This is a genomic window from Sphingopyxis sp. (assembly GCF_965279725.1).
Classification (GTDB): Bacteria; Pseudomonadota; Alphaproteobacteria; order Sphingomonadales; family Sphingomonadaceae; genus Sphingopyxis.
Map to the genome: position 1 here is coordinate 459,254 of NZ_CBDIIL010000003.1, position 24,900 is coordinate 484,153.

Consider the following 24,900-nt stretch of genomic DNA (forward strand, 5'->3'; position numbering starts at 1 on the left):
CGCTGACATGCTGAAATCGCGGCTTTCCGCGCCGATCGTCGCATTCCTCGCGCCGCTGCTTCTCTATGGCGGCGCGCTGGTGTCGCAATATGGCTTTGGCCTGCACCCGTGCGAGATGTGTTACTGGCAGCGCTGGCCGCACCAGGCTGCGATCCTGCTGGCGCTGCTCGCGCTGCTGCTGCGCCGCAACGACAAGGCAATGCGCGCGCTGACCCTGCTTGCCGCCGTGGCCATCGCGATCAGCGGTGCAATCGGCGTTTTCCATGCCGGGGTCGAATATGGCTTTTGGGAAGGCCTCACCACCTGCGCGACGGGCGGCAGCGGCCCGGTATCGCTAGACGCGATCATGAACGCGCCGCTAATCCGCTGCGACACGGCGCAATGGACGCTGCTTGGGATCTCGCTGGCGGGGTTCAACGCAATCTTTTCACTCGGCGCCGCCGCGCTCGTCTTGACCTTGCTGCGGCGGCGGACCACATCGACCCGATGACGCAAAACAAGACTGGCAAACGCACCGCATCGATGATCCGCGTCGACCAGGCCGGCGAATATGGTGCGACGCGCATCTATGCCGGGCAGCTTGCGGTGATGGGCGACCGCCATCCGATGGCGCGCGAGATCGCGCATATGGCGGAACAGGAAGAGCGCCACCGCAAATTCTTCGACACTATGGTTGCCCAGCGCAATGTGCGCCCGACGGTGTTGCAGCCGTTTTGGAACGTCGCTGGCTTTGCGCTGGGCGCGGTCACCGCCGCAATGGGGCCGCGCGCCGCGATGGCGTGCACCGCCGCGGTCGAGACCGAGATCGATCGCCACTACAGCGACCAGCTCGACGAACTCGGCGATAGCGATCCCGAACTCAGCGCCGCGGTCGCCGATTTCCGCGCCGAAGAGCTGGAGCATAAGGAAGCCGCGCTAGCCGCTGGCGCCGAAAGCGCGCCGGGTTATCCCGTCCTGAGCCTCGCGATCCGTGCGGGTTGCCGTGCAGCCATCGCGCTGTCGAAGCGTATCTGATAGATAAGAGCCCAATCCTCCGTTCATGACGGATGCAGGGTCGCGGTGCCAAGCCGCACCAAAGTTTGACAAAGGAATATCCGATGACCCGCCTGCCCCTGTTTGCGCTGATCCTGGCCGGTAGCGCCGTCGCCCTGCCCGCCACCGCGCAGGAAACCGTCGTCGATGGCGAAAAAGTCAACCAGGTCGTCGTGTACGGCGACGATCAATGCCCGCAAAGCGGCGCCGACGAAATTGTCGTTTGTGCGAAACTCCCCGAAGCCGAGCGTTATCGCGTCCCGCAGATGTTTCGCGGCGGCAGCCTGCTCGACCCGCGCAACCAAGCGTGGGCGAACAAGATCGTGGCGGTTGAACGCATCGGCCGCTTTGGCACCGATAGCTGTTCGCCGACCGGCCTCGGTGGCTTCACCGGCTGCACCCAGGCGCTGGTCGCGGGCGCCAAGGCCGAACGCCAGGCCGCCGACAAGACCGACTGGCAGGCGATGATTGCAGACCAGCGCGCCAAGCGCATCGCCGGCATCGATTCGGCATCGGACGAAGTCGAAGCTGCCGTCGTCGCCGAAGAGCGCGCGCTCGCCGAGCGCCAGAAAGCCGCCGAAGAACTCGAACGGCAGGCCAGCGGCCAGGCGCCGCGGCCGCAGGCTGCCCCTGACGAGGCTGACGCCGAAGCGCTGCCGGTTCCGCCGCGGAGCTAACCTTTCACATATCGTCATTGCGAGCGAAGCGAAGCAATCCAGAGCGGATTACGCCACTCTGGATTGCCGCGTCGCTTCGCTCCTCGCAATGACGATTCTGTTTGGCGGCGCGTTCAGTTCAGCAGATATTGCTTCCAGAACAGCAGCGACGCCCAGAAATTATAGTCGGCATTTTCCTTCTTGGCGAAGCCATGGCCCTCGTTGGTGCCGACGAGATGCCAAGCGGTGCCGCCATTGTTGCGCACCGCCGCGACGATCTGATCGGCTTCTGACGCCGGAACGCGCGGATCGTTGGCGCCGGTGACCACGAACAACGGCTTCTTGATGTCGGCAACGCGGGTCAGCGGCGAGATTTCCATCAACTTCTTGCGCTGCTCGGGCACCCGTTCGTCGCCATATTCGACGCGGCGCAGGTCGCGGCGATAATCCTGGGTGTTTTCGAGGAAGGTGACGAAGTTCGAAATCGCCACAACGCACAGATTGGCGCGCAGCTTATCGGCATAATGGGTCGCTGCGGCATAGCACATATAGCCGCCATAGCTGCCGCCGGTCAGTCCGAACCGCGCCGCGTCGAGCGTCTTGTCCTTGGCGAGCGCGTCGAGGAACGCGCCCATGTCCTTGACGCTGTCCTCGCGCTTGAACGGCCCGTTGTCGAGGCTGACGAAGGTCTTGCCATAGCCGGTCGAGCCGCGGACGTTGGGGTAGAATAGCGCAATCCCCATTTCGTTCAGCATATAATTGCTGCGTCCCATGAAGCCGGGGCGCGACTGACCCTCGGGGCCGCCATGCACGCTCATGATCAGCGGGCGCTTGCCCGAGAATTTCGCCGGGTCGGGGCGATAGAGGAAGCCCGATACCTCGAGCCCGTCAAAGCTTTTCACTTTCACCAGTTCGGGTTCGATATTCTTGCTGACGTCCAGCCCGCCGGTTTCGCTTTCGGTCCAGCGTGTGATCGCGAGCGTCTTTGGATCGACGCTGAACGCGTCGGCGGCGCTCCGTGCCGAGGTAAAGGTAATCCCGATGTCGCCCCATGGCGCGATATTGATCCCGCCGATGATCCCCGCGGGCAATTTGTCGACTGTCCGCACCACGCCGCTTTTGGGATCAAACAGGCGCAAGGTCGATGTCCCCGCCTCGTTGATGGTGTAAGCGATAAAGCTGCCGTCCTCGGCGATGTCGAAACTGCTGACATCCCATTTTTCGGTCGGCCCCTTTGGCGTGAACTTGCCCGTCGCGGGGTCGAGGATGCCGAGCCGTTCGAACTCCGTCCCTTCGTCGCTGGTGATCCAGATACTGCCGTCGGGGGCAAACTTGCCGCCATTCTGTGAGGCAGTTTTGCCATGATCGCCGATTGGCGTCATCGCGCCCGTCGCCAAATCGAGCCGGAAGAAATCCGATTTCTGGACCGACGTATATTTGCCGACGAGCGCCCAGCTTTTGTCGGGCGCAAAATCGAGCAGCGCCCAGCCGCCGCCATCGACCTGCGCGACCATCCGGGCGGTTTTCGGATCGCGCGGGTCCATGACATAAATGTCGCTGTCACGGCCGTTGCGGAGCGTCGACGTGTAGGCGAGCAGGCTGCCGTCCTTGCTCCAGGCGTTGAAGGTGTTGCGGCTCTTTCCGTCGGTCAGCAGATCGAGCCGGCCGTCCTTCATCGCATAGATTTGGTAGAATTCATTGCCGCCGATATCCTTCTGCACCAACATGATATCGGCGCTTTTCGGCGACCACGCCCCGGCGCCCACCGGCTCCGCCTCGAAGGTCAGCTGCTTGCGAGCCCCCATCGGCGAGGCGACGCGGTGGATCTGGGCCGTGTTGGCAAAGCGGGTGGCGATCAGCATCGATTTGTCGACGGGGTTCCAGCCGACAAAGCTGGCGCCGCGGTTTTCCATGTAGGGGCGAGTCGCCGCGGTCAGATCAGCGGGAACATCGGGCATGCCATCGGCGATCAGCGCCGCGGGTTTCGGTTCGACATTGAGCTTGTCACCGTCGGCTGCCCAGACGGGCGCAAGCGGCAAAGTCAGGGCGGCAAGAAGAACGAGATAACGCATGGATGATTCCCCGAGTTGCGAAAGATAGACTTGGCTTAGACGCTACCAACGCCAGATATGGATGCAAGGCTTCGACAAACAGCGGCGGCCGGTCGACAATCGACCATTGCCGCGTTGAGTCGACCGCAAGGGCTTCACCCCTACCTGTCCTGCCATTTTTGCAACATTTCTGGCGGTCGAACGCGATTTGGTTGCGAAAATGGGGTGAATCGAATGCAATTGTTAATGAATCCGTGCCAACCTGTCTTGACTTGGGAATATTGGGCTGAAATCGTGGCGTTTCTGGGAATCGCCAGCCTAAGGGGGCTGAAAAAATGGCATCAGCATTTGGACCGCGTCTGTTGCGGCGCACGTCACCTAGTGTGCCGGCGGCGCGAAGTCTTGGTCGGCGCATGACTTGGCACGCTGCGACCGCACTCGTCGCTTTTGCCGCTTTGCAGATCTGGCTGGTGTCGAGCGCGATTGCCTCCGGGGCTTCATCAACGCTGATCTTCGTGGCACTGATCATCCTGCTCGCCCTCGCTGTTCCCGTGGCGCGCTCGACCGAACGGCATTGGTACCGTCTCAGCCGCCAGGCGCTCGCCAGTTGGGGCCTGCACGCGCGCTTTCGCCGCGACGTCCGCCGCCTGTGGGTTGCGGCGCTGACGCTGCCCTTTTTGTGGGTCAGCGGCGCGATGGCTGCGACTGACGCCATAGCGGCGATCGTCAAGTAAACACCGCCAACCAAGTTTGACGCCCTGCCGCCCGCCGTATAGGGCGCGGGAATGCTGACTGTTTCCGAAGCCCTCGATCGCGCGCAGTTGCTGTGCAACGCCGCCGCCAAGGCTGGCGCCGATGCCGCCGACGCGCTTTATTATTGCAATGCCGCCACGTCGGTCTCGATGCGCCTCGGCGCGCTTGAGGATGTCGAGCGGTCCGAGGGGCAGGATATTTCGCTGCGCGTCTTCGTTGGCCAGCGCAGCGCCAGCGTGTCGACCGCCGACATGGACGCGGGCGAGCTGACCAAGCTTGTCGAACGCTGCGTTGCCATGGCGCGCGAGGCACCCGAAGACCCCTATGCGGGGCTCGCTCCCGAGGAGCTATTGTTCAAAGGCCCTGTCCCCGATTTCGACCTCGACGACGGCAGCGAAGCCGACCCCGCGGCACTGCGCGAGGCGGCGCTCGCAGTCGAGGAAGCTGCCCGCGCCATCGCCGAGGTCACCAACAGCGAAGGCGGCAGTGCCAGCCACAGCCGTACCCGCTTTGCGCTCGCCACCAGCCACGGCTTTGCGGGTGGTTATGGGTCGAGCGGCCACAGCCTGTCGGCGAGCGTGATCGCGGGCGAAGGCGCCAATATGCAGCGCGATTATGGCTGGCACAGCGCGCATCACCTCGCGGACCTCGAAAGCGTAACCGACATCGGCAACCGCGCCGGAACGCGCGCTGTCGCGCGGCTCAATCCCGGCAAAGCACCGAACGGCAAGGTGCCCGTCATTCTCGACCCACGCGTCAGCGGCGGCATCGTCGGCCATCTGCTTGGCGCGATCGCCGGTCCCGCCATAGCGCGCGGCACCAGCTTCCTGCTCGGCAAGGAAGACCAGATATTGTTCGACAGCGGCATCGTCATTCGCGACGAGCCGCACCGCCGGCGCGGATTGCGCAGCCGCGCCTTCGACGGCGAAGGCCTGCCCACCGCGGCGCGCGATCTGGTCGAAGGCGGCAAGATCACCGGCTGGCTGCTCGACACCGCGTCGGCGAAACAACTTGGGCTAATCCCCACCGGCCATGCGAGCCGCGGTGGCGGGGCGTCCGGAGTGGGCGCCAGCAACCTGCATCTCGCGGCGGGCGGCGTGACGCCTGCGGCGCTGATGGAAGGCATCGCCGACGGCGTCTATATCACCGAACTGATCGGCCACGGCGTCAACCCGGTCACCGGCGATTACAGCCGCGGCGCGTCGGGTTTCCGGATCAAGGATGGCGTGCTGGCCGGGCCGATCGCCGAATTCACCATTGCGGGCAATCTGATCGATATGTTCGCCGCGCTGGTCCCCGCGAACGACCTCGAGTTCCGCCATGGCATCAACGCGCCGACGCTGCGCATCGACGGCATGACCGTCGCATCGAGCTAATCTCCATGCCCGGCCGCAACCTCGAAGCCGCGATCGCCGCGACCCGTGAGGTCGGCGACATGGCGATGGCGCGCTGGCGCGGCGAGGGGAAAGCGGTCAACGTCTGGAACAAGTCGCATGACAATCCCGTGAGCGACGTCGATCTGGCGGTCGATGCGCGGCTGAAGGCCGTGCTCGGCGCGATGGTCCCCGAGGCCGGATGGCTGTCTGAAGAAACCGCCGACAACGCCGACCGCCTGTCGTGCCGCGCGCTGTGGTGCGTCGACCCGATCGACGGTACCCGCGACTTCATCCGCGGCCGCCCCGGCTGGTGCGTGTCGGTCGCGCTGGTTGTCGATGGCACCCCCGAATTCGGTGTCCTCTATGCCCCCGCGCTCGATGAATTATGGGTCGCCCAAAAGGGCCAGGGCGCGCAACTCAACGGCGAGACGCTGCACGCCAGCCAGCGCACGACGTTCGCGGGATCGCGTGTCCCCGCTGACGCGTTGCCCAAGGTCGACAGCGATCTGGTGATCGTGACCAAGCCGAACAGCATCGCGCTGCGCATGGCGCTGGTCGCCGACGACCGCGCCGACCTCGTCGCGACATTGCGCTGGGGGTTCGAGTGGGACGTCGCCGCCGCGGCGCTGATCGCGGCGGAGGCCGGCGCGACCGTCACCGACGCGTTTGGCGCGCCGCTGCGCTTCAACACGCCGCGCGCGCAGGCCTTTGGTGTCATCGCATGCTCGCCGGGAATTCATGCGGCGGTCGTCGATCGGCTGGCGACGCGGGCGGCAGAGATTGCGCCGCGGACCGAGGGTCGCTGAGCGATCTGGAAGTGGGCGAAGGTGCCACGTAGCGCGTCACGACTTGTAGCACTCGCTACAATCTGATAGGCGCCCTGTAGCAACTGCTACAGGGAGAATATCGATGTCCGCAGCCACCACCCGCCTGCCCTTTTCCAGCGGCCAGATGGCGACGCTGATCGCCTCCGGGATCGCCTTTTGGTTCCTTGGCGCGCTGATCTGCCGCTGGGTCGGCGAACTTGGCGGGTTCGAAGGTGCCAATCGGGCGCTGCTCTATGCCGCACTGGTTCCCGGCACCCTGCCGGTGATCCTGCTCGTCCGCCGCATCGCGCGACTGGCTCCCGACCAGTTGGCGCTGGGCAGCGCAATCGTCACCGCCGCTGCCATCCTGTGCGACGGCATTGCGCTGGTCGTTATTCCCGACCTTTATGGCGCCGGGGTGGAACAGACCGCAGCGTCGGGTGCCGTCATATTGTGGGGCGGCGCGGTGGCGATTGCGATCGGCTGCTGGCTCAATCGGGTTCCGGCCCGAAGCTGACCCCGAGCGCCGCATCGACGGCGTCGCCCAAGCCTAGGCTGGTAAGCAGCACCATCCCCTCGATCTCGGTCAGCAGGCGCGCCGCTAGTCCGGCACGATCGGCGGCGGCGCAGGCGAGCTGATCGCCCGCCCATGCCAGAAAGCCGCGCCCGATGCCTTCCCCGACGCGCGCATAGAGCGCATCGCCGTGCGCCGCGCGCGCCGCCATGTCGAGCCACAGCCGCATATAGGGCCATAGCGCCGGATCGCGGAGCTGCACCGCCAGCGCGGTTCGCAGCACCGCGTAGGGCAAAGGTTGCGGCGGCGCGGCGGCGACCAGCAGCGCGGTCATTCGCGCCGCGATCCGTTCGAGCGTCGCCGCCATCACCGCATCCTTGTCGGCGAAATAATAGAGCAGCATCCGGTCGCTTGTCCCCGCCGCGCGCGCCAGCGGCCGCAGGCTCGACGCGGTCAGGCCATGCGCCAGCACATAGTCGGCGAGGCGGTCGAGCAGAAGGGAAAGGCGGTCGTCACTGGCCATGATCCAGCCGCTGTGGCATAGTCCAAGCCGCAGGGAAATCCCCGGCGATATGCTTGACAAACCGGCCGACTCACCTTAGTTGCGCCTCCATTCCGACATCATGACCGGACAGCGAAGCGCGGTGTGCGCATTCGTGGTCCGTTTTTTGCGTTGGAAATCAGACGCTTTGAGATGGGGCCGATTGCCTACGGCCCTGTGGAGCAGGAGAAAGTAACTTATGGCACGTATCGCGGGCGTCAATCTGCCCACCAACAAGCGCGTGATCATCGCGCTCACCTACATCCACGGTATCGGTCGCAAGACGGCCGTCGACATCGCCACCAAGCTTGGGATCGACCAGACCCGCCGCGTCCAGGATCTGTCCGACGCCGAAGTGCTGCAGATTCGCGAAACCATCGACGCCGGCATCCCGGTCGAAGGCGATCTTCGCCGCACCACCGCGATGAACATCAAGCGCCTGATGGATCTCGCCTGCTATCGCGGCCTGCGTCATCGCAAGGGCCTTCCGGTCCGCGGCCAGCGCACGCACACCAATGCGCGCACCCGCAAGGGCAAGGCCAAGGCGATCGCCGGTAAGAAGAAGTAAGGTTTGAGCGCGTCCGTCGGGCGCGCTTCCTTGCTTTTCGCCCGAGGTCGCCGAAAGGCACCGATGGCCCGCTTCAGGAATTCAGGATTAGGATAGCAACATGGCTCGTGAACCGCAGCGCCTTCGTCGGCGCGAACGCAAAAACATCTCGTCGGGCGTCGCTCACGTCAACGCGACCTTCAACAACACGATGATCACCATCACCGACGCCCAGGGCAACGCGATTGCCTGGTCGAGCGCCGGCATGATGGGTTTCAAGGGCAGCCGCAAATCGACCCCTTACGCGGCGCAGGTCTGCGCCGAAGACGCTGGCAAAAAGGCCGCCGAACATGGCGTCCGGACGCTGGAAGTCGAAGTCAAGGGCCCGGGTGCTGGCCGTGAATCGGCGCTTCGCGCGCTGCAGGCGGTCGGCTTCCACATCACCTCGATCCGTGATGTGACCCCGATCCCGCACAATGGTGTCCGCCCGGCCAAGCGCCGCCGCGTCTGATGCCTGCTTCGGATGCGCCCCATTTCCGGGGCTGCTTCCGTACTCTCTCTACGCCGGACAAATTGGTCGACCCCCAATTCGTCCCGCCAAAAGCAAAGGGAAGACCATGACTGTCAATATCCGGAACTGGCAGGAATTGAAGAAGCCCAGCAACCTGGAAATCAAGGCTGGCAGCGACGGCAAGCGCAAGGCGACCTTCGTCGCTGAACCGCTCGAGCGTGGCTTTGGCCTGACGCTCGGCAACGCGCTGCGCCGCGTATTGCTCTCGTCGCTCCAGGGTGCGGCGATCACGTCGATCAAGATCGAGAATGTGCTCCACGAATTCTCGAGCCTGACCGGCGTGCGCGAAGATGTCACCGACATCGTCCTCAACGTGAAGCAGATCGCGCTCAAGATGGAAGGCGAAGGCCCGAAGCGGCTCCAGCTTTCGGCGACCGGTCCCGCGACCGTCAAGGCCGGCGACATCATGGTGTCGGGTGACATCAAGGTGATGAACCCGAACCATGTCATCTGTCACCTCGATGACGGCGCGACGCTGAACATGGAACTCGTCGCCGACACCGGCAAAGGTTATGTCCCCGCGACCGCCAACCGTCCGATCGATGCGCCGATCGGCCTGATCCCGGTCGACTCGCTCTACTCGCCGGTACGCCAGGTCGCCTATAAGGTCGACAATGCCCGCATCGGTCAGGAACTGGACTATGACAAGCTGAACCTGACCGTCGAAACCGACGGCACGATCACCCCGGAAGACGCGGTGGCTTACGCCGCGCGCATCCTCCAGGACCAGCTCCAGGTCTTCGTCCACTTTGAAGAAGCGATGAACGACAGCGGCATGATCGGCATGGCGGCATCGCCGTCGACCGCCGATGAATCGGACGTCAACCAGCTCAACCGCTTCCTGCTCAAGAAGGTCGACGAGCTGGAACTTTCGGTCCGTTCGGCGAACTGCCTCAAGAACGACAACATCATCTACATCGGTGATCTGGTTCAGAAGACCGAAGCCGAAATGCTCCGCACCCCGAACTTCGGCCGCAAATCCTTGAACGAAATCAAGGAAGTGCTGTCGTCGATGGGCCTGCGCCTGGGCATGGACATCCCCGGCTGGCCGCCGGAGAACATTGAAGAGATGGCCAAGAAGCTCGAACAAGAGCTGCTGGGCTGATGCTACACCTTCTCCCTTGAGGGGAGAAGGATACGCAGCCTTGCCGCGCAGCGGCTAGGCGAAGTTGGATGAGGGTGAGCGGCGCAAAGCGCCGCGCGGTTGCAGTGCAACCGCATACCCCTCACCCAGCTGCAACTAGGCGGCAAGCCGCCAAGTTTTCACAACCCTCTCCCTCAAGGGGAGAGGGACATAGAGACGGGAATGGGTCGGCCCGCAATCGACCTGGCTTGGGGTACCTCATACGGCCCCTCTGACAAACGAAGGAAGAAATCATGCGTCATAGATCAGGTGGCCGGAAGCTGCAGCGCACCAGTGCGCACCGCACGGCCCTGTTCCGCAACATGTCGGCGGCGCTCATCAAGCATGAGCAGATCACGACCACCGTCGCCAAGGCGAAGGAACTGCGTCCCTATATCGAAAAGCTGATCACGCTCGCCAAGCGCGGCGGTCTGGCCAATCGCCGTCTGGCGATGAGCCGTCTGATGGACGACACCCAGCTGGTCAAGCTGTTCGACACCCTCGCCGAACGCTACAAGGATCGTAACGGTGGCTACGCCCGCGTCATCAAGGCTGGCATCCGCGCCAGCGACGCGGCGCCGATGGCGATCATCGAGCTGGTCGATCGTGACGTCGATGCCAAGGGCCAGGATTCAGGCCCGGTCGAGCAGTATGACGACGAGATGGCCGAAGCCTGAGCCTCGCGCTAACCGCACAAGATCAAGGGCGGCCTCCGACAGGATGGCCGCCCTTTTCTTTTGCGGCGACGCCTTTGCTACCCCCGCCCGTCGGTGTAGTCGTACACAATAGCGCAGCGCATCGCGGCGTCGCGCGTGTATCCGTGGCGAGATGGCGAGTGAACTCAATGTCCGCCCGAGGGTCGGCAACCAATCCGTAACCGACCCGCTGCAACAGGGGCGTACCGGGACCGAGTCCTTTGGCACCCGCTTGCGCCGCCTGCGCGTCACGCGCCGGCTCAGCCAGATGCAGCTGGCGTCGGCGCTCAGCGTCAGCGTGCCAGCCATATCGGCGTGGGAAAAGGATCGCGCCCGCCCGCGCCATGGACGCGTCGAGGCGCTGGGCAACGTGCTCGGCGTTTCGACCGCCGAATTGCTGGGCAGTGACGGTCGCGAATTTTCGCCCGACATGCTGGCCGAAAGCCGCGCCCACATCGCCCGCGTCGTCGGCACCACGCCCGACAAGGTCCGGATTTTGATCGAATTCTGACCCCAGCGGGCAAGCACGTCCTGTCGCCCTCTGCTTAACCTGCCTTCCCGATCATCATTGACATCTAATCTGTTTCGTCCGATATTTCTGTTATGACAGAAATTACCGAATATGATTCGAAACTGTCCCCCGCGGCCACCGAGTTCATCCTTCATTGGGGCAATCTCGGCGGCCAATGGGGGGTCAACCGATCGGTGGCGCAGATCCACGCGCTGCTGTTCGTGTCGGACCGCCCGCTCCATGCCGAAGAGATTGCCGATATGCTCGGCCTCGCGCGCTCGAACGTCTCCAACTCGATCAAGGAACTGATCGGCTGGCGGCTGATCCAGCGGGTGCCGATGCTCGGCGACCGGCGCGACCATTTCGCCGCCGAAACCGATATCTGGGAAATGGTGACGCGGATCGCGGCGGGTCGCAAGGCGCGCGAGGTCGACCCGGCCGAGGCGGCGTTGAAGGCCTGCGTCGCGCGCGCGGCAACCGACCCCGAGCTCAGCGCGGGCGCCAAGGCGCGCCTGTCCGACATGCTCGATTTCGTGACGACGATGAGCCGCTGGCACGACGAGATGCTGGCCGTTCCCAAACCCGCGCTGATGCGATTGATCAAGCTCGGCGCCGGGGTGACGAAGCTGCTAAACTGGCGCCCCGGCAAGGGCAAAGACGGCAGCCGGGACGCTTAGGAGGACATGGTTATGTGGGGCGGTGCCGAACATATAATGGGCGAGCAAGACCCCGATATCCGTTCGCATCGAGCGAAGTCGCAATGCCACGAGCGCGAGCGCGACAAGGATGGGTGTCTCGACTTCGCTCGGCGCGGACGGGATCTGGATCGTGACGATCGCTTTCGCCGCCTTGTCCCACGTGCCGACTGGGACGCGCTGCCCGAGGATGTGCGCCGCCGCTTTACCAGGCACCTGGCGGGAACGGCGGTCGCGACGTACAGCGGCGAAATCGTCTGGACGCGGCTTTCCACCGCCGGCTGGCTGCTGGCGCAGCTGTGCCGCCTGATCGGCGCGCCGTTGCCGCTGGCGCCAAGCGGCCCTGCCCCCGCGGCGGTCGCGGTGTGCGAGGAGCGGACCAGCGGCGGCCAATATTGGACGCGGCTGTATGGACAGGCGCGTGGCTATCCACAGCTGATCCGCAGCGCCAAAAGCTTTGCCGGGCCGACCGGGCTGGAGGAGCATATCGGCGGCGGTTTCGGCATGGCGCTGATCGTGCGGGCCGAGGCCGACGCACTGATCTTTACCTCCGACCATTATTTCTGGCGGATCGGCCACATCCGGCTGCGCCTCCCCCGCTGGCTCGCGCCCGGATCGACGGTGGTGACGCACCAGCATCTGGGCAGCGGCCGCTTCGCTTTCGACCTGCAGGTCACGCACCCGCGCCTCGGCGAGCTCGTCAACCAGCATGCGCTGTTCCGCGATGCTTGAAGCGGGCGCCCCGATCATCCTGTTCGACGCCGAATGTGTCCTCTGTTCGGCCAATGCGATCTTTGTGCTGCGCCACGACAAGGTCGGCCGATTTCGCCTCGCGTCTATTCAGGGCGAGGCCGGGGCCGCGCTGTGCCGCCGCCACGGCGTCGACCCGCGCGATCCGACGAGCATCCTCGTCATCGACGGAGAAGCGGTGCGGCGCGACAGCGACGCGGTGCTTTCGATCTATGAAGGGATCGGCTTTCCATGGCGGCTGGCAGGCATCTTCCGCCTTGTCCCGACGGCGCTTCGCGATCCGGTTTACCGCTGGATCGCACGCAATCGTTATCGCCTGTTCGGCAAGCGGACGAGCTGCTGGGTCGCGCCGCCCGAATATCGCGGCCGCATGATCTGACCCCCGAAAGGCAATGGAGACGATGAAGATATTGATCCTGGGCGGCTATGGCGTGTTCGGCGGACGCCTCGCCGAACTGCTGTCCGACCTTGCCGATATCGAGCTGTTCATCTGCGGCCGCGATTTGCCGCGCGCGACCGCCTTTTGCGCCGCATATTATGGCCAGCCTCTGGTTCACCCCGTCGCGCTCGATCGGCGCGCGATTGCGGAGGGGCTGGACCGTTTCCACCCCGACCTTGTCGTCGATGCGTCGGGGCCGTTCCAGGATTATGGCGACGACCGCTATCAAGTCATCGAGGCCTGTATCGCAGCGGGCGTCGACTATCTCGATTTCGCCGACGCCGCCGATTTCGTGTTCGGCGTCGATCGCTTCGATGCCGCGGCCAAGGCGGCGGGCGTCTTTGTCCTGTCGGGGGTCAGCAGCTTTCCCGCGCTCACTGCCGCCGTGCTGCGCGACATGGCGAAGACGATGGACATAAGGACGGTCGAGGGCGGGATTGCGCCGTCGCCCTTTGCAGGCATCGGGCTCAACGTCATGCGCGCGGTTGTCGGCTATGCCGGGGCGCCGGTGAAGCTGCGCCGCGGCGGCAAGGATGGCTTCGGTATCGGGCTCGCCGAAAGCCTGCGCTTCACCGTCGCAGTGCCCGGCCGGCTGCCGCTGCGCAATATCCATTTCTCGCTGGTCGATGTCCCCGATTTGCAGGTGCTGCCCCCCGCCTATCCGGGCATGACCGATATCTGGATGGGCGCGGGGCCGGTCCCCGAAATCCTGCACCGGATATTGAACCTGCTCGCGAAAGCGCGCGCGGCGCTTCGCCTGCCCTCGCTCGAACCCTTTTCGCGGCTCTTCTATTGGGTTCTCAACCGGATGAAATTCGGCGAGCATCGCGGCGGGATGTTCCTGCGCGTGCGCGGGGTTGCGGGCGACAAGGACGTCGAGCGCAGCTGGCATCTGCTCGCCGAGGGTAACGACGGTCCCTATATTCCGTCGATGGCGATCGAGGCGATCGTGCGGAAATGGCTGGCGGGGACACGCCCCGAAACAGGCGCGCGGTCGTCGATCGAAGCGCTGGATCTGGTCGATTTCGGCGCGGTGTTCCGCGGCCGGTCGATCCATACAGGCTTTCGCGATGCGGAGCCGGACGCGCCGCTGTACCGCCGCATTCTCGGGCAGGCGTTCTATGCCTTGCCGCCGCGCGTCCGCGAACTCCATGCGAGGGCGGATGACCGTCGGTGGAGCGGCCATGCCGAAGTTCGCCGCGGTCGCGGCGTGCTGGCGCGGATCGCCGCCGCGATCATCGGCTTTCCAAAGGCCGCGGCGGCAGTGCCGGTCACCGTCGAGTTTACCCAAGAAAAAGGCGGCGAGCGCTGGACGCGCAATTTCGGTGGGCGGCGGTTTTCGTCGCTGCAATCCGCTGGAACGGGCAGGAACGACTATCTGGTCGTCGAGCGGTTCGGTGCCGCCGCGTTCGCGATGGCGATCGTCGTCGAGGGCGACCGGCTGACGCTGGTGCCGCGCCGCTGGTCGCTGCTGGGCATACCGATGCCGGGCTGGCTCATGCCGACAGGCCCGAGCTTCGAAACCGACGTCGATGGCAAATTCCAGTTCAATGTCGAGATCGCGATGCCCCTGATCGGCCTGATCGTGGCATATAAGGGCGTGTTGGAGCCCATTTGACGCGGCATCTGCTCTTGAATTCCCGCCGCGTCCGGGAAGGCTTTTTGTCCAAATGCGCTTGCCCCCGGCTTTTCCATCCTTACATATCAGCGCACGATAATTTCCCCGGAAGATGAGGATCGCCTTGCCATGCCCCGTAAAATCCTGTTCGCGCCGCTGGCGCTGGTTGCCTTGTCGATGACCCCTGCAACAGGACAGGCCGCGGAAGCGGCAGTGGCTTCGCCCAAGGCGCCAACGCTCGCTTATCCTGAAACGGCGCGCGGCGACACGGTCGATCCGCAATTCGGGGTCGATGTCGCCGATCCCTATCGCTGGCTGGAGGATGATGTTCGCGTCAATCCAAAGGTCGCCGACTGGGTCGCGGCGCAGAACAAGGTCACCGACGCCTATCTCGCCACCCTGCCCGGCCGCGACACGTTCAAGAAACGCATGACCGAGCTGTATAATTACGAACGCTTCGGCCTGCCGACCAAGGCCGGGACACGCTATTTCTACACCCGCAATGACGGGCTGCAACCGCAGTCGGTGCTCTATGTCCGCGACGGGCTGAAGGGCGAGGGCCGGGTGCTGATCGACCCCAATTTATGGGCCAAAGACGGCGCGACCGCGCTCGCCGAATGGAATCCGTCGGAGGACGGCAAGCACCTGCTCTATTCGGTGCAGGATGGCGGCACCGACTGGCGCATCGTGCGGGTCAAGGACGTCGCGACGGGTCAGGATCTGGCCGACGAAGTTCGCTGGGTGAAATTCTCCGCGCTCGATTGGGCTAAGGACGGCAGCGGCTTTTATTATTCACGCTTCCCCGAGCCCGCCGAAGGTGCGGCGTTCCAGTCGCTCAACGAAAATCACAGCGTCTATTTCCACAAGCTGGGTACTCCGCAGAGCGCCGACGTGCTGATCCACGCGACCCCCGCCCGGCCCAAGCTCAACAACAGCGCGGTGGTAACCGATGACGGCCAATATCTGCTGGTCGTCGGGTCCGAAGGCACCGATGCGCGGCTGGGCCTCACCCTCTATCCGGTCGGGAAAGGGGTCGGCAAACCGATCACGCTGGTCGACGACTTCGCGAACAACTGGGAATATGTGACCAATCAGGGGCCGCTGTTCACCTTCGTCACCAACAAGGGCGCGCCGCGCGAGCGGCTGGTGTCGATGGACATCCGCAAGCCCGGCAAGCTGACCGAGCTGGTGGCCGAAAGCAAAGATACGCTGGTTGGCGCGTCGCGCGTCGGCAACCGCATCATCCTGTCCTACCTGGGCGATGCGAAGTCGCAGGCCGAAATGATCGCCCTCGACGGCAAGAAGGTCGCCGACATCAAGCTTGCCGACATCGGTTCGGCATCGGGGTTCGGCGGCAAATCGAGCGATCCCGAAACCTTTTATTCCTTCTCCAGCTATGCGCGGCCGACGACGATCTATCGCCTCGACACCGCGACCGGCAAAAGCGAGATTTTCGCCGAGCCCAAGCTGACCTTCAAACCCGCCGATTTCTCGGTCGAGCAGCGTTTCTACAAATCGAAGGACGGCACCGAGGTGCCCATGTTCCTCGTCATGAAAAAAGGCCTCGACCGCAGCAAGGGATCGCCGACGCTGCTGTACGGCTATGGCGGTTTCAACGTGTCGATGACCCCGGCCTTTTCGCCGACCCGCCTTGCATGGGTCGACAAGGGCGGGGTGCTGGCGATCGCGAACCTGCGCGGCGGCGGCGAATATGGCAAGGCGTGGCACGACGCCGGGCGGCTCGACAAGAAACAGAATGTCTTCGACGATTTCATCGCCGCGGGCGAATATCTGATCGCGCAGAATATCGCCGGCAAGGGCCAGGTCGCGATCGAGGGCGGATCTAACGGCGGCCTGCTCGTCGGCGCGGTGACCAACCAGCGCCCCGACCTGTTCGCCGCGGCGCTGCCCGCGGTAGGCGTCATGGACATGCTGCGTTTCGACCGTTTCACCGCCGGGCGATACTGGGTCGACGATTATGGCTATCCCGCGAAGGAAGCGGATTTCCGCAACCTGCTCGCTTACTCGCCCTATCATAATATCAAGGATGGCGCGGCCTATCCGGCGGTGCTGGTGACGACCGCCGACACCGACGACCGCGTGGTGCCTGGCCACAGCTTCAAATATACCGCGCAGCTCCAACATGCGCAGGCGGGGGACAAGCCGCATCTGATCCGCGTCGAAACCCGCGCCGGCCACGGGTCGGGCAAGCCCACCGACAAGATCATCGCCGAGGCCGCCGACAAATATGCCTTTGCCGCGAAATGGACCGGGCTGAACGTCGAATAATGTCCACTGCCCTCGCCTTCTCCGCCACCGATCCTGCCGACCTGTGGGCCGAAGCGGGCGACGCCGCCGCGGCGCTGGTCACGGGCGAGCCCGACGCCATCGCCAATATGGCAAACGTCGCGGCGCTGATCTGGCAGGCAATTCCCGACCTCAACTGGGCGGGATTTTATCGCTTCGATGGGCAGGAACTGGTGCTTGGGCCGTTTCAGGGCAAGGCGGCGTGCATCCGCATTCCGCTGGATAAAGGCGTGTGCGGCGCCGCGGCGCGGCTGCGTGCAACGCAGCGGGTCGAGGATGTCCACGCCTTTCCGGACCATATCGCCTGCGACGTCGACAGCCGCAGCGAACTGGTGGTCCCGGTGATCGCGGGTGACCGACTGGTCGGCGTCCTCGACCTCGACAGCCCGCTGCCGGGGCGGTTTTCGGCTGTGGATCAGGCAGGGGCTGAGGCGCTGGTGGCGCGGATCGCGAGCGCGCTGATTTCCTGATTATCGAGCAGGCAGTGTGAGGCCCAGATGTATATGTCGGCTTTGGGTGGGTATCGGCATCTGCTTTCGTCAACCCGGGCTTGACCCGGGATCCACCGCGGCGCCGAATTCATGGACCCCGGATCAAGTCCGGGGTGACGATGGACGAAGGGTCCGCTTCCGGCCGTCACCCACCCCTCCCGCCCCAGTATCTGACCCAAATCGGGACGCAAAGCTCACGGTTAACGGATTCGCGAAAAGCCCGCAATTTTGCTAACAAGCTGTTAACCAATCGGTTCGGGCCGAGGGAACAGGGAGTTACACATGCGCACGTTCGTTTTGTTGGGAGTGGCCGCAGCGTCGTTGTTGCTGGCGGGCCGGGCCGGCGCCGAAGCGCCGATGGTCGACGCGCGCGCCGCAACCAGCCTGTCAGGCATCGCCTCGTTCAATCACGATACGCGCCCTTCGCTCGACTATGGCGCGCCGGCCGACCCCGACGTTCGCGTTTATACGGGCTATCCCGACCGCGTCCCGAGCGAAGTCGAATATCGCCGCGTGTCGGGTTATGACGCCGAGGGTCGCTGGACCGGTACCTGGAACGGCACGTATGAAAGCCCCGACGGCCGCCGCTACGACGGCAGCTATGAAGGCACGGTCGAGGGTCATGGCGCCGGTTATCCGCCGCCGCCGCATCACGGCAATTATGGCGACGGGTACGACCCGCGCCACGACGCAGAAATGGAACGCCGCTGTGGCCGGGGGGGTACAGTGGCCGGAGCGGTTGTCGGCGGAGTCCTGGGCGGCGTCGTCGGCAACCGCGTCGCCGGGCGCGGCGATCGCACGGCGGGTACGCTGGTCGGAACGGGCCTCGGCGCGGTTGCCGGTGCCGCGATCGGCGATGCATCGGATAAGAAGAAATGCGACGCCTGGTGGTCGAGCCGCGAGGATTATCGCGGCGGCGGCGCTTATCATGGCGGCAGCGGCTATCAGCAGGGTGGCTATGGTTACGGCTATTACACCCCGGGCGTCGTGGTCACGACGATCATCACGACCGGCGCGCCGGTCATCACCGAAACCGTCGAGACGACGACCCGCACCATTTATGAAAATGTGCCGGTGCGGAAACGTTATGTAGCCAAGAAGCGTTGGAAGCCCAAAGCCAAGCCGCGCTGCGCTTGCTGATATACCCGGATAGGTCTGGTCACTTATCTCTGGTCCCAAGGCCCGTCATCCTCACCGATGGCGGGCCTTTTCCATATCGGGTCTCGGTTCGCCGCGCAGGGACAACGGTTCAGCGCCGCGAAAGCATAGGCCGCTTAGAGCAGGAAAATCACGGGCCGGACCATCCATTGCCCGTCCTTGGGGAGTATCCCTCGATGCGTAAATTCACCAGCCTGGCCGCCGCGGCGGCCGTCGTCATCACCTCGGTCGGGTTCAGCGCGGTGCCTGCCGAAGCGCGTTCGCGCCACGGCGGTTGGGGCTATCGCGACCGCGACAATATCAGCACCGGCGACGTGCTCGGCGGGCTGCTGATCATCGGCACCATCGCCGCGATCGCCAGCGCCGCGAGCAAGGACAAGCGCGAGCGCGCACCCGATTACCGGTACGATCCGCCTTATCGCGATACCCGGCCCGACACCAATTACGAGCCGCCGGTTGATGATCGTCCCGACACAGACGATGCGCGCGCCTATGGCAATGGTGACGTCGAAGCGCGTGCCGCCGATGCGTGTAGCTGGGCGGTCGAGGCCGAAATGGGCGACGATGCGCGCGTCGATCGCATCGACGGCACCGAGGCCAATAATGGCGGCTGGTACGTCACCGGCACCGCATCCCGGCTCGGCGGCGAGGTCCGCAGTTTCGGATGCAGTTATCGGAACGGCCGCGTCGTCGACGTCAATTTCGGCTGACCGACGATCCTCATCAAGACGTCAGGCGGGGCCGCGTCACCTCTGGGTGGCGCGGCCCCGCCAGTCTGAAGCTGAACGCCAGCAAAACCAAGGCTGAACGCCAGATAAGCGTCGGGTTCAGGGCCGCGTCACCGCCGACTCGGTAAAACATCTCCAACAGGCCGCGAAGACGCCGCCTGCGCTAAAAGGAGACCGAACCATGGCTATCAAGACCAACCTGACCAAGGCCGCAATTGGTGCGGCCACCGCCGGTGCAATGTTGATGAGCGCCGCCCCGGCCGCCGCGCGCGACCGGTATGACCGCGACGGCATCAGCGCGGGCGAAGTGATCGCCGGCGCCGTCGTGCTCGGCGGCCTAGCCGCGATATTGTCGAGCGGCAACAACGACCGTTATGATCGCTACGACGATCGTTATGATGATCGCGGGCGCGGTCGCTACGACGACGCGCGTTACGGCTATGGCTATGACTATAACCGCTATGGCAACAGCCGCAGCGCGGTGAACCAGTGCGTCGGCGCGGTCGAACGCGGCAGCCGCCGTTATGGCAACACCGACGTCACTCAGGTGACGAGCATCGACCGCAAGCGCGATGGCTATCGTGTGAAGGGCCGCGTCGTCGTCCGCGACGGCTATCGCGGTCGCGGAGGACGCAACGGCTATTATGATCAAGGCAAATTCAGCTGCGACATCAAATATGGCCGCGTGAACGACATCAAATTTTCGGGCCTGCGCTGATCGGCAACTGATCAGGGACTGTCCCTGTTCAATCTAACGAGCGGCCCGCCCATGCCCCGGCATGGGCGGGCCGACTTGCATGCGCGCGGCGCGAGCGGCATGGTGCGGCATGATCAGAAAAAGCTTGCTCGCTGCGCTGCTGTTGACGGCGCCCGCCACGTCCTTTGCCAAAGACGATACCCCCGCCGCCGACCCGGCGCGACTGAAGGCGTCGGTCGAAAAACTGGTGTCGTTCGGCACGCGCCATACCTTGTCCTCGGCGACCGACCCGAAACGCGGCATCGGCGCAGCGCGCAATTGGGGCGCCGCCGAGTTCGAAAGAATCAGCAAGGCGTGCGGTGGTTGTCTGACGGTATCGCGGATCAGCGACCGATTTGATGGACCGCGCGCGCCCGAAGGTGTGGTCGTCGAAAATGTGCTGGCGATCCAGAAAGGCACCGGCGACCCCGCGCATGTGATCATGATCGCTGGCCATATCGACAGCCGCGTCACCGATCCGATGAATTTTACCGCCGACGCACCGGGTGCCAACGACGATGCGTCGGGTACCGCGCTGGTGATCGAGGCGGCACGGCTGCTGTCAAAAACCAAACATCGCGCGACGATCGTCTTTGCGCTGCTGTCAGGCGAGGAGCAGGGGTTGTGGGGCGGCCGCCTGCTCGCCAAACATGCGAAAGACCAGAATTGGCAGGTCGCGGCGATGCTGAACAACGACATCGTCGGCGGCACCCACGGAACAGACGGAACGATCGTCGACAACCGGGTGCGGGTGTTCAGCGAGGGGATCCGCGCGTCGGAGGATCTGGCGGCACAGCTGGCGCGGCGCGGCATCGGCGGCGAGGACGACGGCCCGTCGCGCGCGCTGGCCAAAGCGGCGATTCGCGCCGGGACAGGCAACCCCGCAATCGGGCTGGAAGTGCTCGCGGTGCGCCGGCCCGATCGCTTCCGCCGCGGCGGCGACCATCTCCCTTCGCTCGAACTGGGCTATCCGGCGATCCGCTTCACCGTCGGAATCGAGGATTATGACCATCAGCATCAGGATTTGCGCACCGAGGACGGGCGCAAATATGGCGATACCGTCGATGAGATGGATTTTGCCTATCTGGCGCGGGTGACGGCGCTGAACGTCGCACTGGCCAGCGAGCTGGCCGACGCGCCGCCCGCCCCCGCCAGCGTCAGCATCGATGGCGCGGTCAGTTCGGACACGTCGATCCGCTGGTCGTCGGTCGCGGGCGCCGCCGCCTATCGCATCCACTGGCGCCGCGCCGACAAGAGCGACTGGACCGACAGCCGGCAAGTCGCGGGCGACGCGCCGACCGAGCTGGTGCTGCCCGGGGTGGTTGTCGACGATCATTTCTTTGGCGTATCGGCGCTTTCGGCCGATGGCAGCGAAAGCATCGTCACCTTTGGCGGACTGCCGCCCGCCAAATAATTACCGAAGACGCTATACGAAAATTTACCTTCCGCTGTTACCGCGACAAAGGGACCATAATCATCGGCCACCGTGGGGGTTGGGCGACAGCGATGGGTCGCGCCATGTCGAATCCCGAGGCTCCCCCAGCCTCATCCTCTTCCGCCGAAAAGCGCCAGCCGCGCCAGTCGCGCCTGGTAAAGGCGGCGCTCGCCTGCGCGCGACTCGGCCAATTCGACGTCACCGTCCGCAACGTGTCCGAAACCGGCATCGGCGGACAGGCACCTTTTCCGTTGCACATCGGCGAACGGATCACTGTCTTTTTGCCGGGGCACGAACCGATGCTGGGTACGGTGCGCTGGGTCGCGGGCAATCGCTTCGGGATCGAAACCGACAAGGCGGTCGAAACAACCAAGCTGCGGGCCGTGCATGGCGGCGGCACTGCTGCGGCCCACGCGACCGCGGGGTTTGCCATCATCCCGCCGCCAACCGCGCCTGCCCGTCGCCCTGCCCTCGTCACAGGTGTCTCAAGGCCGGTGCAGTTTGGGCGCAACCTGGGGCAGGGCAAACAATAGCGGATCGACTTGGCAGTGGATCAAAGCCGTTCCCCTCCCTAAAAGGAAAGAGAGAAGAATAGCCGCAATCGGCCGTATCTGGACGTACCCAATGTCCGATCACCGCGACCAAAAGAAAACCGGCGCGGATTGCTCCGCGCCGGGTTCCCTCGGTAAACACTTATGATGCGAGGCGTCAGGCGACGCGGCGCACCTCATTGCCTTCGTCGTCAATGTCGCGAAGGACATAACCGCGGCCCCAGACCGTCTCGATATAATTTTCGCCGGCGCATGCGAGCGACAATTTCTTGCGCAGTTTGCAGATGAAGACGTCGATGATCTTGAGTTCAGGTTCGTCCATGCCGCCATACAGGTGGTTCAGGAACATTTCCTTGGTCAGCGTCGTGCCCTTGCGGAGCGAAAGCAGCTCGAGCATCTGATATTCCTTGCCGGTCAGATGCACGCGGGTCGTGTCGACCTCGACCGTCTTGGTATCCAGATTGACCGCGAGCTTGCCCGTCTTGATGACGCTCTGGCTGTGGCCCTTCGACCGGCGGACGACCGCATGGATGCGGGCAACCAGTTCGTCACGGTGGAACGGCTTGGTGACATAGTCGTCGGCACCAAAGCCGAACGAGCGCACCTTGCTGTCCATTTCGGAAATGCCCGACAGGATCAGCACCGGCGTCTGCACCTTGGCGGTGCGGAGCTTTTTCAGCACGTCATAGCCGTGCATGTCGGGCAGGTTCAGGTCGAGCAGGATGATGTCGTAATCATAGAGCTTGCCCAGATCCAAGCCTTCTTCACCGAGATCGGTGGTATAGACGTTGAAGCCTTCGGTCGTGAGCATCGTGTCGATCGCCTTGGCGGTCGTCGGCTCGTCCTCGATCAGCAATACGCGCATTGGGCACCCCTTGATTGTTTCCCACGATGACCCCGCGACCGTTCGCTTGATCATCCTGCGATGCCACCGACGATCCCCTGTTGCGGGACTGCCGGAACATTAACCACGAAACTAATGAAGGGAAAAGGTTAATTTTGATTTAACCCGCGGAAACTGGCGAGTCGCGACCGGTGCACGACCGTTTCAGCGTATCGACCAGATAGTCGGACAGCGCCCGCACGCGGGCCGGACGCAACCGCGACGGCGGCGACAACAGGTGCAGATGCGCCTGCGGCAGCGACCAGTCGGTCAGGATGCGAACAAGCTTTCCCGCGACCAGCTCCTCCTCGGCAATGAAATCGGGAAACGCGGCGATGCCGCCGCCCGCGACGAGCCATGGCACCGCGAAGTCACCATTGTTCGCGAACAATGGTCCCGACGGAACGATCGTCGCTTCTTCCTTGGCGCGATGAAAGCGCAGCGGCAGCGCGCGCTCGCGGTGGCCGTAGCCAAGCAATCGGTGTCCTGCGAGGTCGAGCGGGTGGTACGGAACGCCATGTTTTTCCAGATAGGCAGGGCTGGCGATCACCGATGCGGCGACCGGCGCGATCGTGCGCGCGAGCAGGCTGGAATCGGACAGGCTGGAAATACGCAGCGCAAGATCAAGCCCTTCGGCGATCAGGTCGCTCCGCGCATCGCTCAAAATCACTTCGATCTCGACTGCTGGATGCGTCTCGAGAAAGGCGGCGAGCGGCGGGCCGAGCACCTTGATGCCGAAACTCATTGGTGCGGCGAGGCGGATCGGTCCCGCAAGATCGTGCCGGTCGCCGCGCGCGGCCTCGGTCGCGGCGGTCGCGGCGGCGACCATCGCGCGCGCTTCGTCGATCAGCCCTGCGCCCGCCGTCGACAAAGTGACCGAGCGCGAACTGCGATGCAGCAGGCTGATCCCCAGCGCTCCTTCAAGCCGCGTCACCGCTTTCGACACGCTCGCTTTCGACAAGCCGAGCGACGCCGCGGCGGCGGTGAAGGTGCCGCCATCGGCGACGGCCACGAAACAGGCCCAGCCTTCATAGTCGGGAAGTGACATCGCATTACCTCGATAACAGAAACGATGGTTTTCCATCTACGCTATTTTAGAAACGATCCCAATCGCTATCTTGGCCTCAACAAACAAGCCCCGCTCCGAACCCGGCGCGGCGGCAGATGAAAGGAACGGCCATGATCGACATTCGTAAATTCGACACGCTGGGCCACGCCGACCACGGCTGGCTTGACGCCCGTCATCACTTCTCGTTCGCCAATTACCACGACCCGAAACGCATGGGCTGGGGCGCACTGCGCGTGTGGAACGACGATGCCATCGGAGCGCAGGCGGGTTTCCCCCCGCACCCGCACCGCGACATGGAAATCATTACCTATGTCCGCAGCGGCGCGATCACGCACCGCGACAGCATGGGCAACACCGGCCGCACCGCGGCGGGCGATGTCCAGGTGATGAGCGCCGGCACCGGGGTGACGCACAGCGAGTTCAACCTGGAGGATGAGGAAACGACGCTGTTCCAGATCTGGATCATGCCCGACCGTGCCGGTGGCAATCCGGGCTGGGGCGCGCGCCAGTTTCCCAAAAATGACCGTTCGGGCCAGTTCGTGACGTTGGCGAGCGGCATCGAGGGCGATGATGCTTTGCCGATCCGTGCAGACGCCCGTGTGGCGGCAGCGACGGTGAATGCCGGCGAAAGCGTGTCCTATGATCTGGAGGCCGGACGCCACGCCTATCTGGTCGCCGCCAAGGGCCGGATCCGCGTCAACGGCACCGAAGCCGATCCCCGCGACGGGATCGCACTGCGCGATGTCGGCACGATCAAGGTCGAAGCCCTCGACGACGCCGAGCTGGTGCTGGTCGACAGCCTCTAACGACGCCCTTGGGTGGCCGCCTTGTCCCCTCCCGTGAGGCGGCCGCCCAGTCTGGTGC

General features: G+C 64.3%; 28 protein-coding genes. 24 read left to right on the forward strand and 4 right to left on the reverse strand.

The window, feature by feature from the left end:
* The first annotated feature begins 7 nt into the window (after nt 1-7).
* The 3 genes from ACQY6T_RS11050 (at nt 8) to ACQY6T_RS11060 (ending at nt 1,709) form a co-directional block, all read left to right on the forward strand.
* A complete protein-coding gene (locus ACQY6T_RS11050) occupies nt 8-490 on the forward strand; it encodes a disulfide bond formation protein B (protein WP_428630835.1) in 483 nt (160 codons plus the stop codon).
* Complete coding sequence (locus tag ACQY6T_RS11055; protein ID WP_428630836.1) at nt 487-1,014, forward strand: demethoxyubiquinone hydroxylase family protein; 528 nt, start codon at nt 487-489, stop codon at nt 1,012-1,014. The genes ACQY6T_RS11050 and ACQY6T_RS11055 overlap by 4 nt, the downstream gene beginning before the upstream one ends.
* 83 nt (nt 1,015-1,097) lie before the next feature.
* Nucleotides 1,098-1,709 carry a hypothetical protein gene (locus ACQY6T_RS11060; protein ID WP_428630837.1) on the forward strand — a complete coding sequence of 204 codons (612 nt, stop codon included), beginning with the start codon at nt 1,098-1,100 and terminating at the stop codon, nt 1,707-1,709.
* Between the two features lie 113 nt (nt 1,710-1,822).
* Here the strand turns inward: ACQY6T_RS11060 and ACQY6T_RS11065 are convergent, their stop codons facing one another.
* Nucleotides 1,823-3,760, reverse strand: coding sequence for a prolyl oligopeptidase family serine peptidase (locus ACQY6T_RS11065; RefSeq protein WP_428630838.1), 1,938 nt, complete (start codon nt 3,758-3,760; stop codon nt 1,823-1,825).
* 392 nt (nt 3,761-4,152) lie between these two features.
* Here ACQY6T_RS11065 and ACQY6T_RS11070 point away from each other — a divergent pair, with 392 nt between their 5' ends.
* From ACQY6T_RS11070 to ACQY6T_RS11085, 4 genes are all read left to right on the forward strand, one after another.
* Nucleotides 4,153-4,473, forward strand: coding sequence for a hypothetical protein (locus ACQY6T_RS11070; RefSeq protein ID WP_428630839.1), 321 nt, complete (start codon nt 4,153-4,155; stop codon nt 4,471-4,473).
* Nucleotides 4,474-4,524: 51 nt separating this feature from the next.
* Nucleotides 4,525-5,868, forward strand: coding sequence for a TldD/PmbA family protein (locus ACQY6T_RS11075; RefSeq protein ID WP_428630840.1), 1,344 nt, complete (start codon nt 4,525-4,527; stop codon nt 5,866-5,868).
* Between the two features lie 5 nt (nt 5,869-5,873).
* Nucleotides 5,874-6,674, forward strand: coding sequence for an inositol monophosphatase family protein (locus ACQY6T_RS11080; RefSeq protein ID WP_428630841.1), 801 nt, complete (start codon nt 5,874-5,876; stop codon nt 6,672-6,674).
* 103 nt (nt 6,675-6,777) lie between these two features.
* Complete coding sequence (locus tag ACQY6T_RS11085; protein ID WP_428630842.1) at nt 6,778-7,191, forward strand: hypothetical protein; 414 nt, start codon at nt 6,778-6,780, stop codon at nt 7,189-7,191.
* Here the strand turns inward: ACQY6T_RS11085 and ACQY6T_RS11090 are convergent.
* Nucleotides 7,166-7,711 (reverse strand): TetR/AcrR family transcriptional regulator, encoded by a 546-nt coding sequence (locus ACQY6T_RS11090; RefSeq protein ID WP_428630843.1) that lies wholly within the window; start codon nt 7,709-7,711, stop codon nt 7,166-7,168. The two genes, ACQY6T_RS11085 and ACQY6T_RS11090, sit on opposite strands and share 26 nt — an antisense overlap.
* Nucleotides 7,712-7,928: 217 nt before the next feature.
* Between ACQY6T_RS11090 and rpsM the strand changes: the two genes are divergently transcribed.
* From rpsM to ACQY6T_RS11170, 16 genes are all read left to right on the forward strand, one after another.
* Nucleotides 7,929-8,297 (forward strand): 30S ribosomal protein S13, encoded by a 369-nt coding sequence (gene rpsM / locus ACQY6T_RS11095; protein WP_428630844.1) that lies wholly within the window; start codon nt 7,929-7,931, stop codon nt 8,295-8,297.
* A 100-nt stretch (nt 8,298-8,397) separates the two neighbouring features.
* Complete coding sequence (rpsK, locus tag ACQY6T_RS11100) at nt 8,398-8,787, forward strand: 30S ribosomal protein S11 (RefSeq protein ID WP_003040416.1); 390 nt, start codon at nt 8,398-8,400, stop codon at nt 8,785-8,787.
* Nucleotides 8,788-8,893: 106 nt separating this feature from the next.
* Nucleotides 8,894-9,952, forward strand: coding sequence for a DNA-directed RNA polymerase subunit alpha (locus tag ACQY6T_RS11105; protein ID WP_428630845.1), 1,059 nt, complete (start codon nt 8,894-8,896; stop codon nt 9,950-9,952).
* 272 nt (nt 9,953-10,224) lie between these two features.
* Nucleotides 10,225-10,647, forward strand: a complete 423-nt coding sequence (rplQ, locus tag ACQY6T_RS11110) for a 50S ribosomal protein L17 (RefSeq protein WP_428630846.1) — start codon at nt 10,225-10,227, stop codon at nt 10,645-10,647.
* A gap of 151 nt (nt 10,648-10,798) precedes the next feature.
* Nucleotides 10,799-11,176, forward strand: a complete 378-nt coding sequence (locus ACQY6T_RS11115) for a helix-turn-helix domain-containing protein (protein WP_428630847.1) — start codon at nt 10,799-10,801, stop codon at nt 11,174-11,176.
* Nucleotides 11,177-11,268: 92 nt separating this feature from the next.
* Nucleotides 11,269-11,853: a GbsR/MarR family transcriptional regulator gene (locus ACQY6T_RS11120; protein ID WP_428630848.1), complete on the forward strand. Its 585-nt coding sequence runs from the start codon at nt 11,269-11,271 to the stop codon at nt 11,851-11,853.
* Nucleotides 11,854-11,889: 36 nt separating this feature from the next.
* Nucleotides 11,890-12,603, forward strand: coding sequence for a DUF4166 domain-containing protein (locus ACQY6T_RS11125; RefSeq protein ID WP_428630849.1), 714 nt, complete (start codon nt 11,890-11,892; stop codon nt 12,601-12,603).
* Nucleotides 12,596-13,000, forward strand: coding sequence for a thiol-disulfide oxidoreductase DCC family protein (locus tag ACQY6T_RS11130; protein WP_428630850.1), 405 nt, complete (start codon nt 12,596-12,598; stop codon nt 12,998-13,000). Before ACQY6T_RS11125 ends, ACQY6T_RS11130 begins: the two co-directional genes overlap by 8 nt.
* Nucleotides 13,001-13,022: 22 nt before the next feature.
* Nucleotides 13,023-14,678, forward strand: a complete 1,656-nt coding sequence (locus ACQY6T_RS11135) for a DUF4166 domain-containing protein (protein WP_428630851.1) — start codon at nt 13,023-13,025, stop codon at nt 14,676-14,678.
* Nucleotides 14,679-14,807: 129 nt separating this feature from the next.
* Complete coding sequence (locus tag ACQY6T_RS11140; RefSeq protein WP_428630852.1) at nt 14,808-16,967, forward strand: prolyl oligopeptidase family serine peptidase; 2,160 nt, start codon at nt 14,808-14,810, stop codon at nt 16,965-16,967.
* Complete coding sequence (locus ACQY6T_RS11145; protein WP_428630853.1) at nt 16,967-17,455, forward strand: GAF domain-containing protein; 489 nt, start codon at nt 16,967-16,969, stop codon at nt 17,453-17,455. Before ACQY6T_RS11140 ends, ACQY6T_RS11145 begins: the two co-directional genes overlap by 1 nt.
* Nucleotides 17,456-17,758: 303 nt before the next feature.
* Nucleotides 17,759-18,616 (forward strand): glycine zipper domain-containing protein, encoded by an 858-nt coding sequence (locus ACQY6T_RS11150; protein WP_428630854.1) that lies wholly within the window; start codon nt 17,759-17,761, stop codon nt 18,614-18,616.
* Between the two features lie 194 nt (nt 18,617-18,810).
* Nucleotides 18,811-19,344, forward strand: a complete 534-nt coding sequence (locus ACQY6T_RS11155) for a hypothetical protein (RefSeq protein WP_428630855.1) — start codon at nt 18,811-18,813, stop codon at nt 19,342-19,344.
* A 199-nt stretch (nt 19,345-19,543) separates the two neighbouring features.
* Nucleotides 19,544-20,080 (forward strand): hypothetical protein, encoded by a 537-nt coding sequence (locus ACQY6T_RS11160; protein ID WP_428630856.1) that lies wholly within the window; start codon nt 19,544-19,546, stop codon nt 20,078-20,080.
* Nucleotides 20,081-20,192: 112 nt separating this feature from the next.
* The gene (locus ACQY6T_RS11165) at nt 20,193-21,512 is read left to right on the forward strand and encodes a M20/M25/M40 family metallo-hydrolase (RefSeq protein WP_428632638.1); all 1,320 of its coding nucleotides are present in this window, start codon (nt 20,193-20,195) and stop codon (nt 21,510-21,512) included.
* A gap of 104 nt (nt 21,513-21,616) precedes the next feature.
* A complete protein-coding gene (locus ACQY6T_RS11170) occupies nt 21,617-22,066 on the forward strand; it encodes a PilZ domain-containing protein (protein WP_428630857.1) in 450 nt (149 codons plus the stop codon).
* Between the two features lie 175 nt (nt 22,067-22,241).
* On the opposite strand, the gene ctrA is transcribed toward ACQY6T_RS11170, so the two are convergent.
* On the reverse strand, nt 22,242-22,949 hold the full coding sequence (gene ctrA / locus ACQY6T_RS11175; protein WP_428630858.1) for a response regulator transcription factor CtrA: 708 nt from the start codon (nt 22,947-22,949) through the stop codon (nt 22,242-22,244).
* Between the two features lie 139 nt (nt 22,950-23,088).
* Nucleotides 23,089-24,015 (reverse strand): LysR family transcriptional regulator, encoded by a 927-nt coding sequence (locus ACQY6T_RS11180; RefSeq protein ID WP_428630859.1) that lies wholly within the window; start codon nt 24,013-24,015, stop codon nt 23,089-23,091.
* Nucleotides 24,016-24,146: 131 nt separating this feature from the next.
* On the opposite strand from ACQY6T_RS11180, the gene ACQY6T_RS11185 reads away from it, so the two are divergent.
* Entirely contained in the window at nt 24,147-24,842 is a 696-nt protein-coding gene (locus tag ACQY6T_RS11185; protein ID WP_428630860.1) for a pirin family protein, read from the forward strand.
* The last annotated feature ends 58 nt before the right edge of the window (nt 24,843-24,900 follow it).

Bases quoted from the DNA above. Each gene is read 5' to 3' on its own strand.
- ACQY6T_RS11050 (WP_428630835.1), top strand. From the start codon at position 8: ATGCTGAAATCGCGGCTTTCCGCGCCGATCGTCGCATTCCTCGCGCCG.
- ACQY6T_RS11055 (WP_428630836.1), top strand. From the start codon at position 487: ATGACGCAAAACAAGACTGGCAAACGCACCGCATCGATGATCCGCGTC.
- ACQY6T_RS11060 (WP_428630837.1), top strand. From the start codon at position 1,098: ATGACCCGCCTGCCCCTGTTTGCGCTGATCCTGGCCGGTAGCGCCGTC.
- ACQY6T_RS11065 (WP_428630838.1), bottom strand. From the start codon at position 3,760: ATGCGTTATCTCGTTCTTCTTGCCGCCCTGACTTTGCCGCTTGCGCCC.
- ACQY6T_RS11070 (WP_428630839.1), top strand. From the start codon at position 4,153: ATGACTTGGCACGCTGCGACCGCACTCGTCGCTTTTGCCGCTTTGCAG.
- ACQY6T_RS11075 (WP_428630840.1), top strand. From the start codon at position 4,525: ATGCTGACTGTTTCCGAAGCCCTCGATCGCGCGCAGTTGCTGTGCAAC.
- ACQY6T_RS11080 (WP_428630841.1), top strand. From the start codon at position 5,874: ATGCCCGGCCGCAACCTCGAAGCCGCGATCGCCGCGACCCGTGAGGTC.
- ACQY6T_RS11085 (WP_428630842.1), top strand. From the start codon at position 6,778: ATGTCCGCAGCCACCACCCGCCTGCCCTTTTCCAGCGGCCAGATGGCG.
- ACQY6T_RS11090 (WP_428630843.1), bottom strand. From the start codon at position 7,711: ATGGCCAGTGACGACCGCCTTTCCCTTCTGCTCGACCGCCTCGCCGAC.
- rpsM (WP_428630844.1), top strand. From the start codon at position 7,929: ATGGCACGTATCGCGGGCGTCAATCTGCCCACCAACAAGCGCGTGATC.
- rpsK (WP_003040416.1), top strand. From the start codon at position 8,398: ATGGCTCGTGAACCGCAGCGCCTTCGTCGGCGCGAACGCAAAAACATC.
- ACQY6T_RS11105 (WP_428630845.1), top strand. From the start codon at position 8,894: ATGACTGTCAATATCCGGAACTGGCAGGAATTGAAGAAGCCCAGCAAC.
- rplQ (WP_428630846.1), top strand. From the start codon at position 10,225: ATGCGTCATAGATCAGGTGGCCGGAAGCTGCAGCGCACCAGTGCGCAC.
- ACQY6T_RS11115 (WP_428630847.1), top strand. From the start codon at position 10,799: ATGGCGAGTGAACTCAATGTCCGCCCGAGGGTCGGCAACCAATCCGTA.
- ACQY6T_RS11120 (WP_428630848.1), top strand. From the start codon at position 11,269: ATGACAGAAATTACCGAATATGATTCGAAACTGTCCCCCGCGGCCACC.
- ACQY6T_RS11125 (WP_428630849.1), top strand. From the start codon at position 11,890: ATGGGCGAGCAAGACCCCGATATCCGTTCGCATCGAGCGAAGTCGCAA.
- ACQY6T_RS11130 (WP_428630850.1), top strand. From the start codon at position 12,596: ATGCTTGAAGCGGGCGCCCCGATCATCCTGTTCGACGCCGAATGTGTC.
- ACQY6T_RS11135 (WP_428630851.1), top strand. From the start codon at position 13,023: ATGAAGATATTGATCCTGGGCGGCTATGGCGTGTTCGGCGGACGCCTC.
- ACQY6T_RS11140 (WP_428630852.1), top strand. From the start codon at position 14,808: ATGCCCCGTAAAATCCTGTTCGCGCCGCTGGCGCTGGTTGCCTTGTCG.
- ACQY6T_RS11145 (WP_428630853.1), top strand. From the start codon at position 16,967: ATGTCCACTGCCCTCGCCTTCTCCGCCACCGATCCTGCCGACCTGTGG.
- ACQY6T_RS11150 (WP_428630854.1), top strand. From the start codon at position 17,759: ATGCGCACGTTCGTTTTGTTGGGAGTGGCCGCAGCGTCGTTGTTGCTG.
- ACQY6T_RS11155 (WP_428630855.1), top strand. From the start codon at position 18,811: ATGCGTAAATTCACCAGCCTGGCCGCCGCGGCGGCCGTCGTCATCACC.
- ACQY6T_RS11160 (WP_428630856.1), top strand. From the start codon at position 19,544: ATGGCTATCAAGACCAACCTGACCAAGGCCGCAATTGGTGCGGCCACC.
- ACQY6T_RS11170 (WP_428630857.1), top strand. From the start codon at position 21,617: ATGTCGAATCCCGAGGCTCCCCCAGCCTCATCCTCTTCCGCCGAAAAG.
- ctrA (WP_428630858.1), bottom strand. From the start codon at position 22,949: ATGCGCGTATTGCTGATCGAGGACGAGCCGACGACCGCCAAGGCGATC.
- ACQY6T_RS11180 (WP_428630859.1), bottom strand. From the start codon at position 24,015: ATGTCACTTCCCGACTATGAAGGCTGGGCCTGTTTCGTGGCCGTCGCC.
- ACQY6T_RS11185 (WP_428630860.1), top strand. From the start codon at position 24,147: ATGATCGACATTCGTAAATTCGACACGCTGGGCCACGCCGACCACGGC.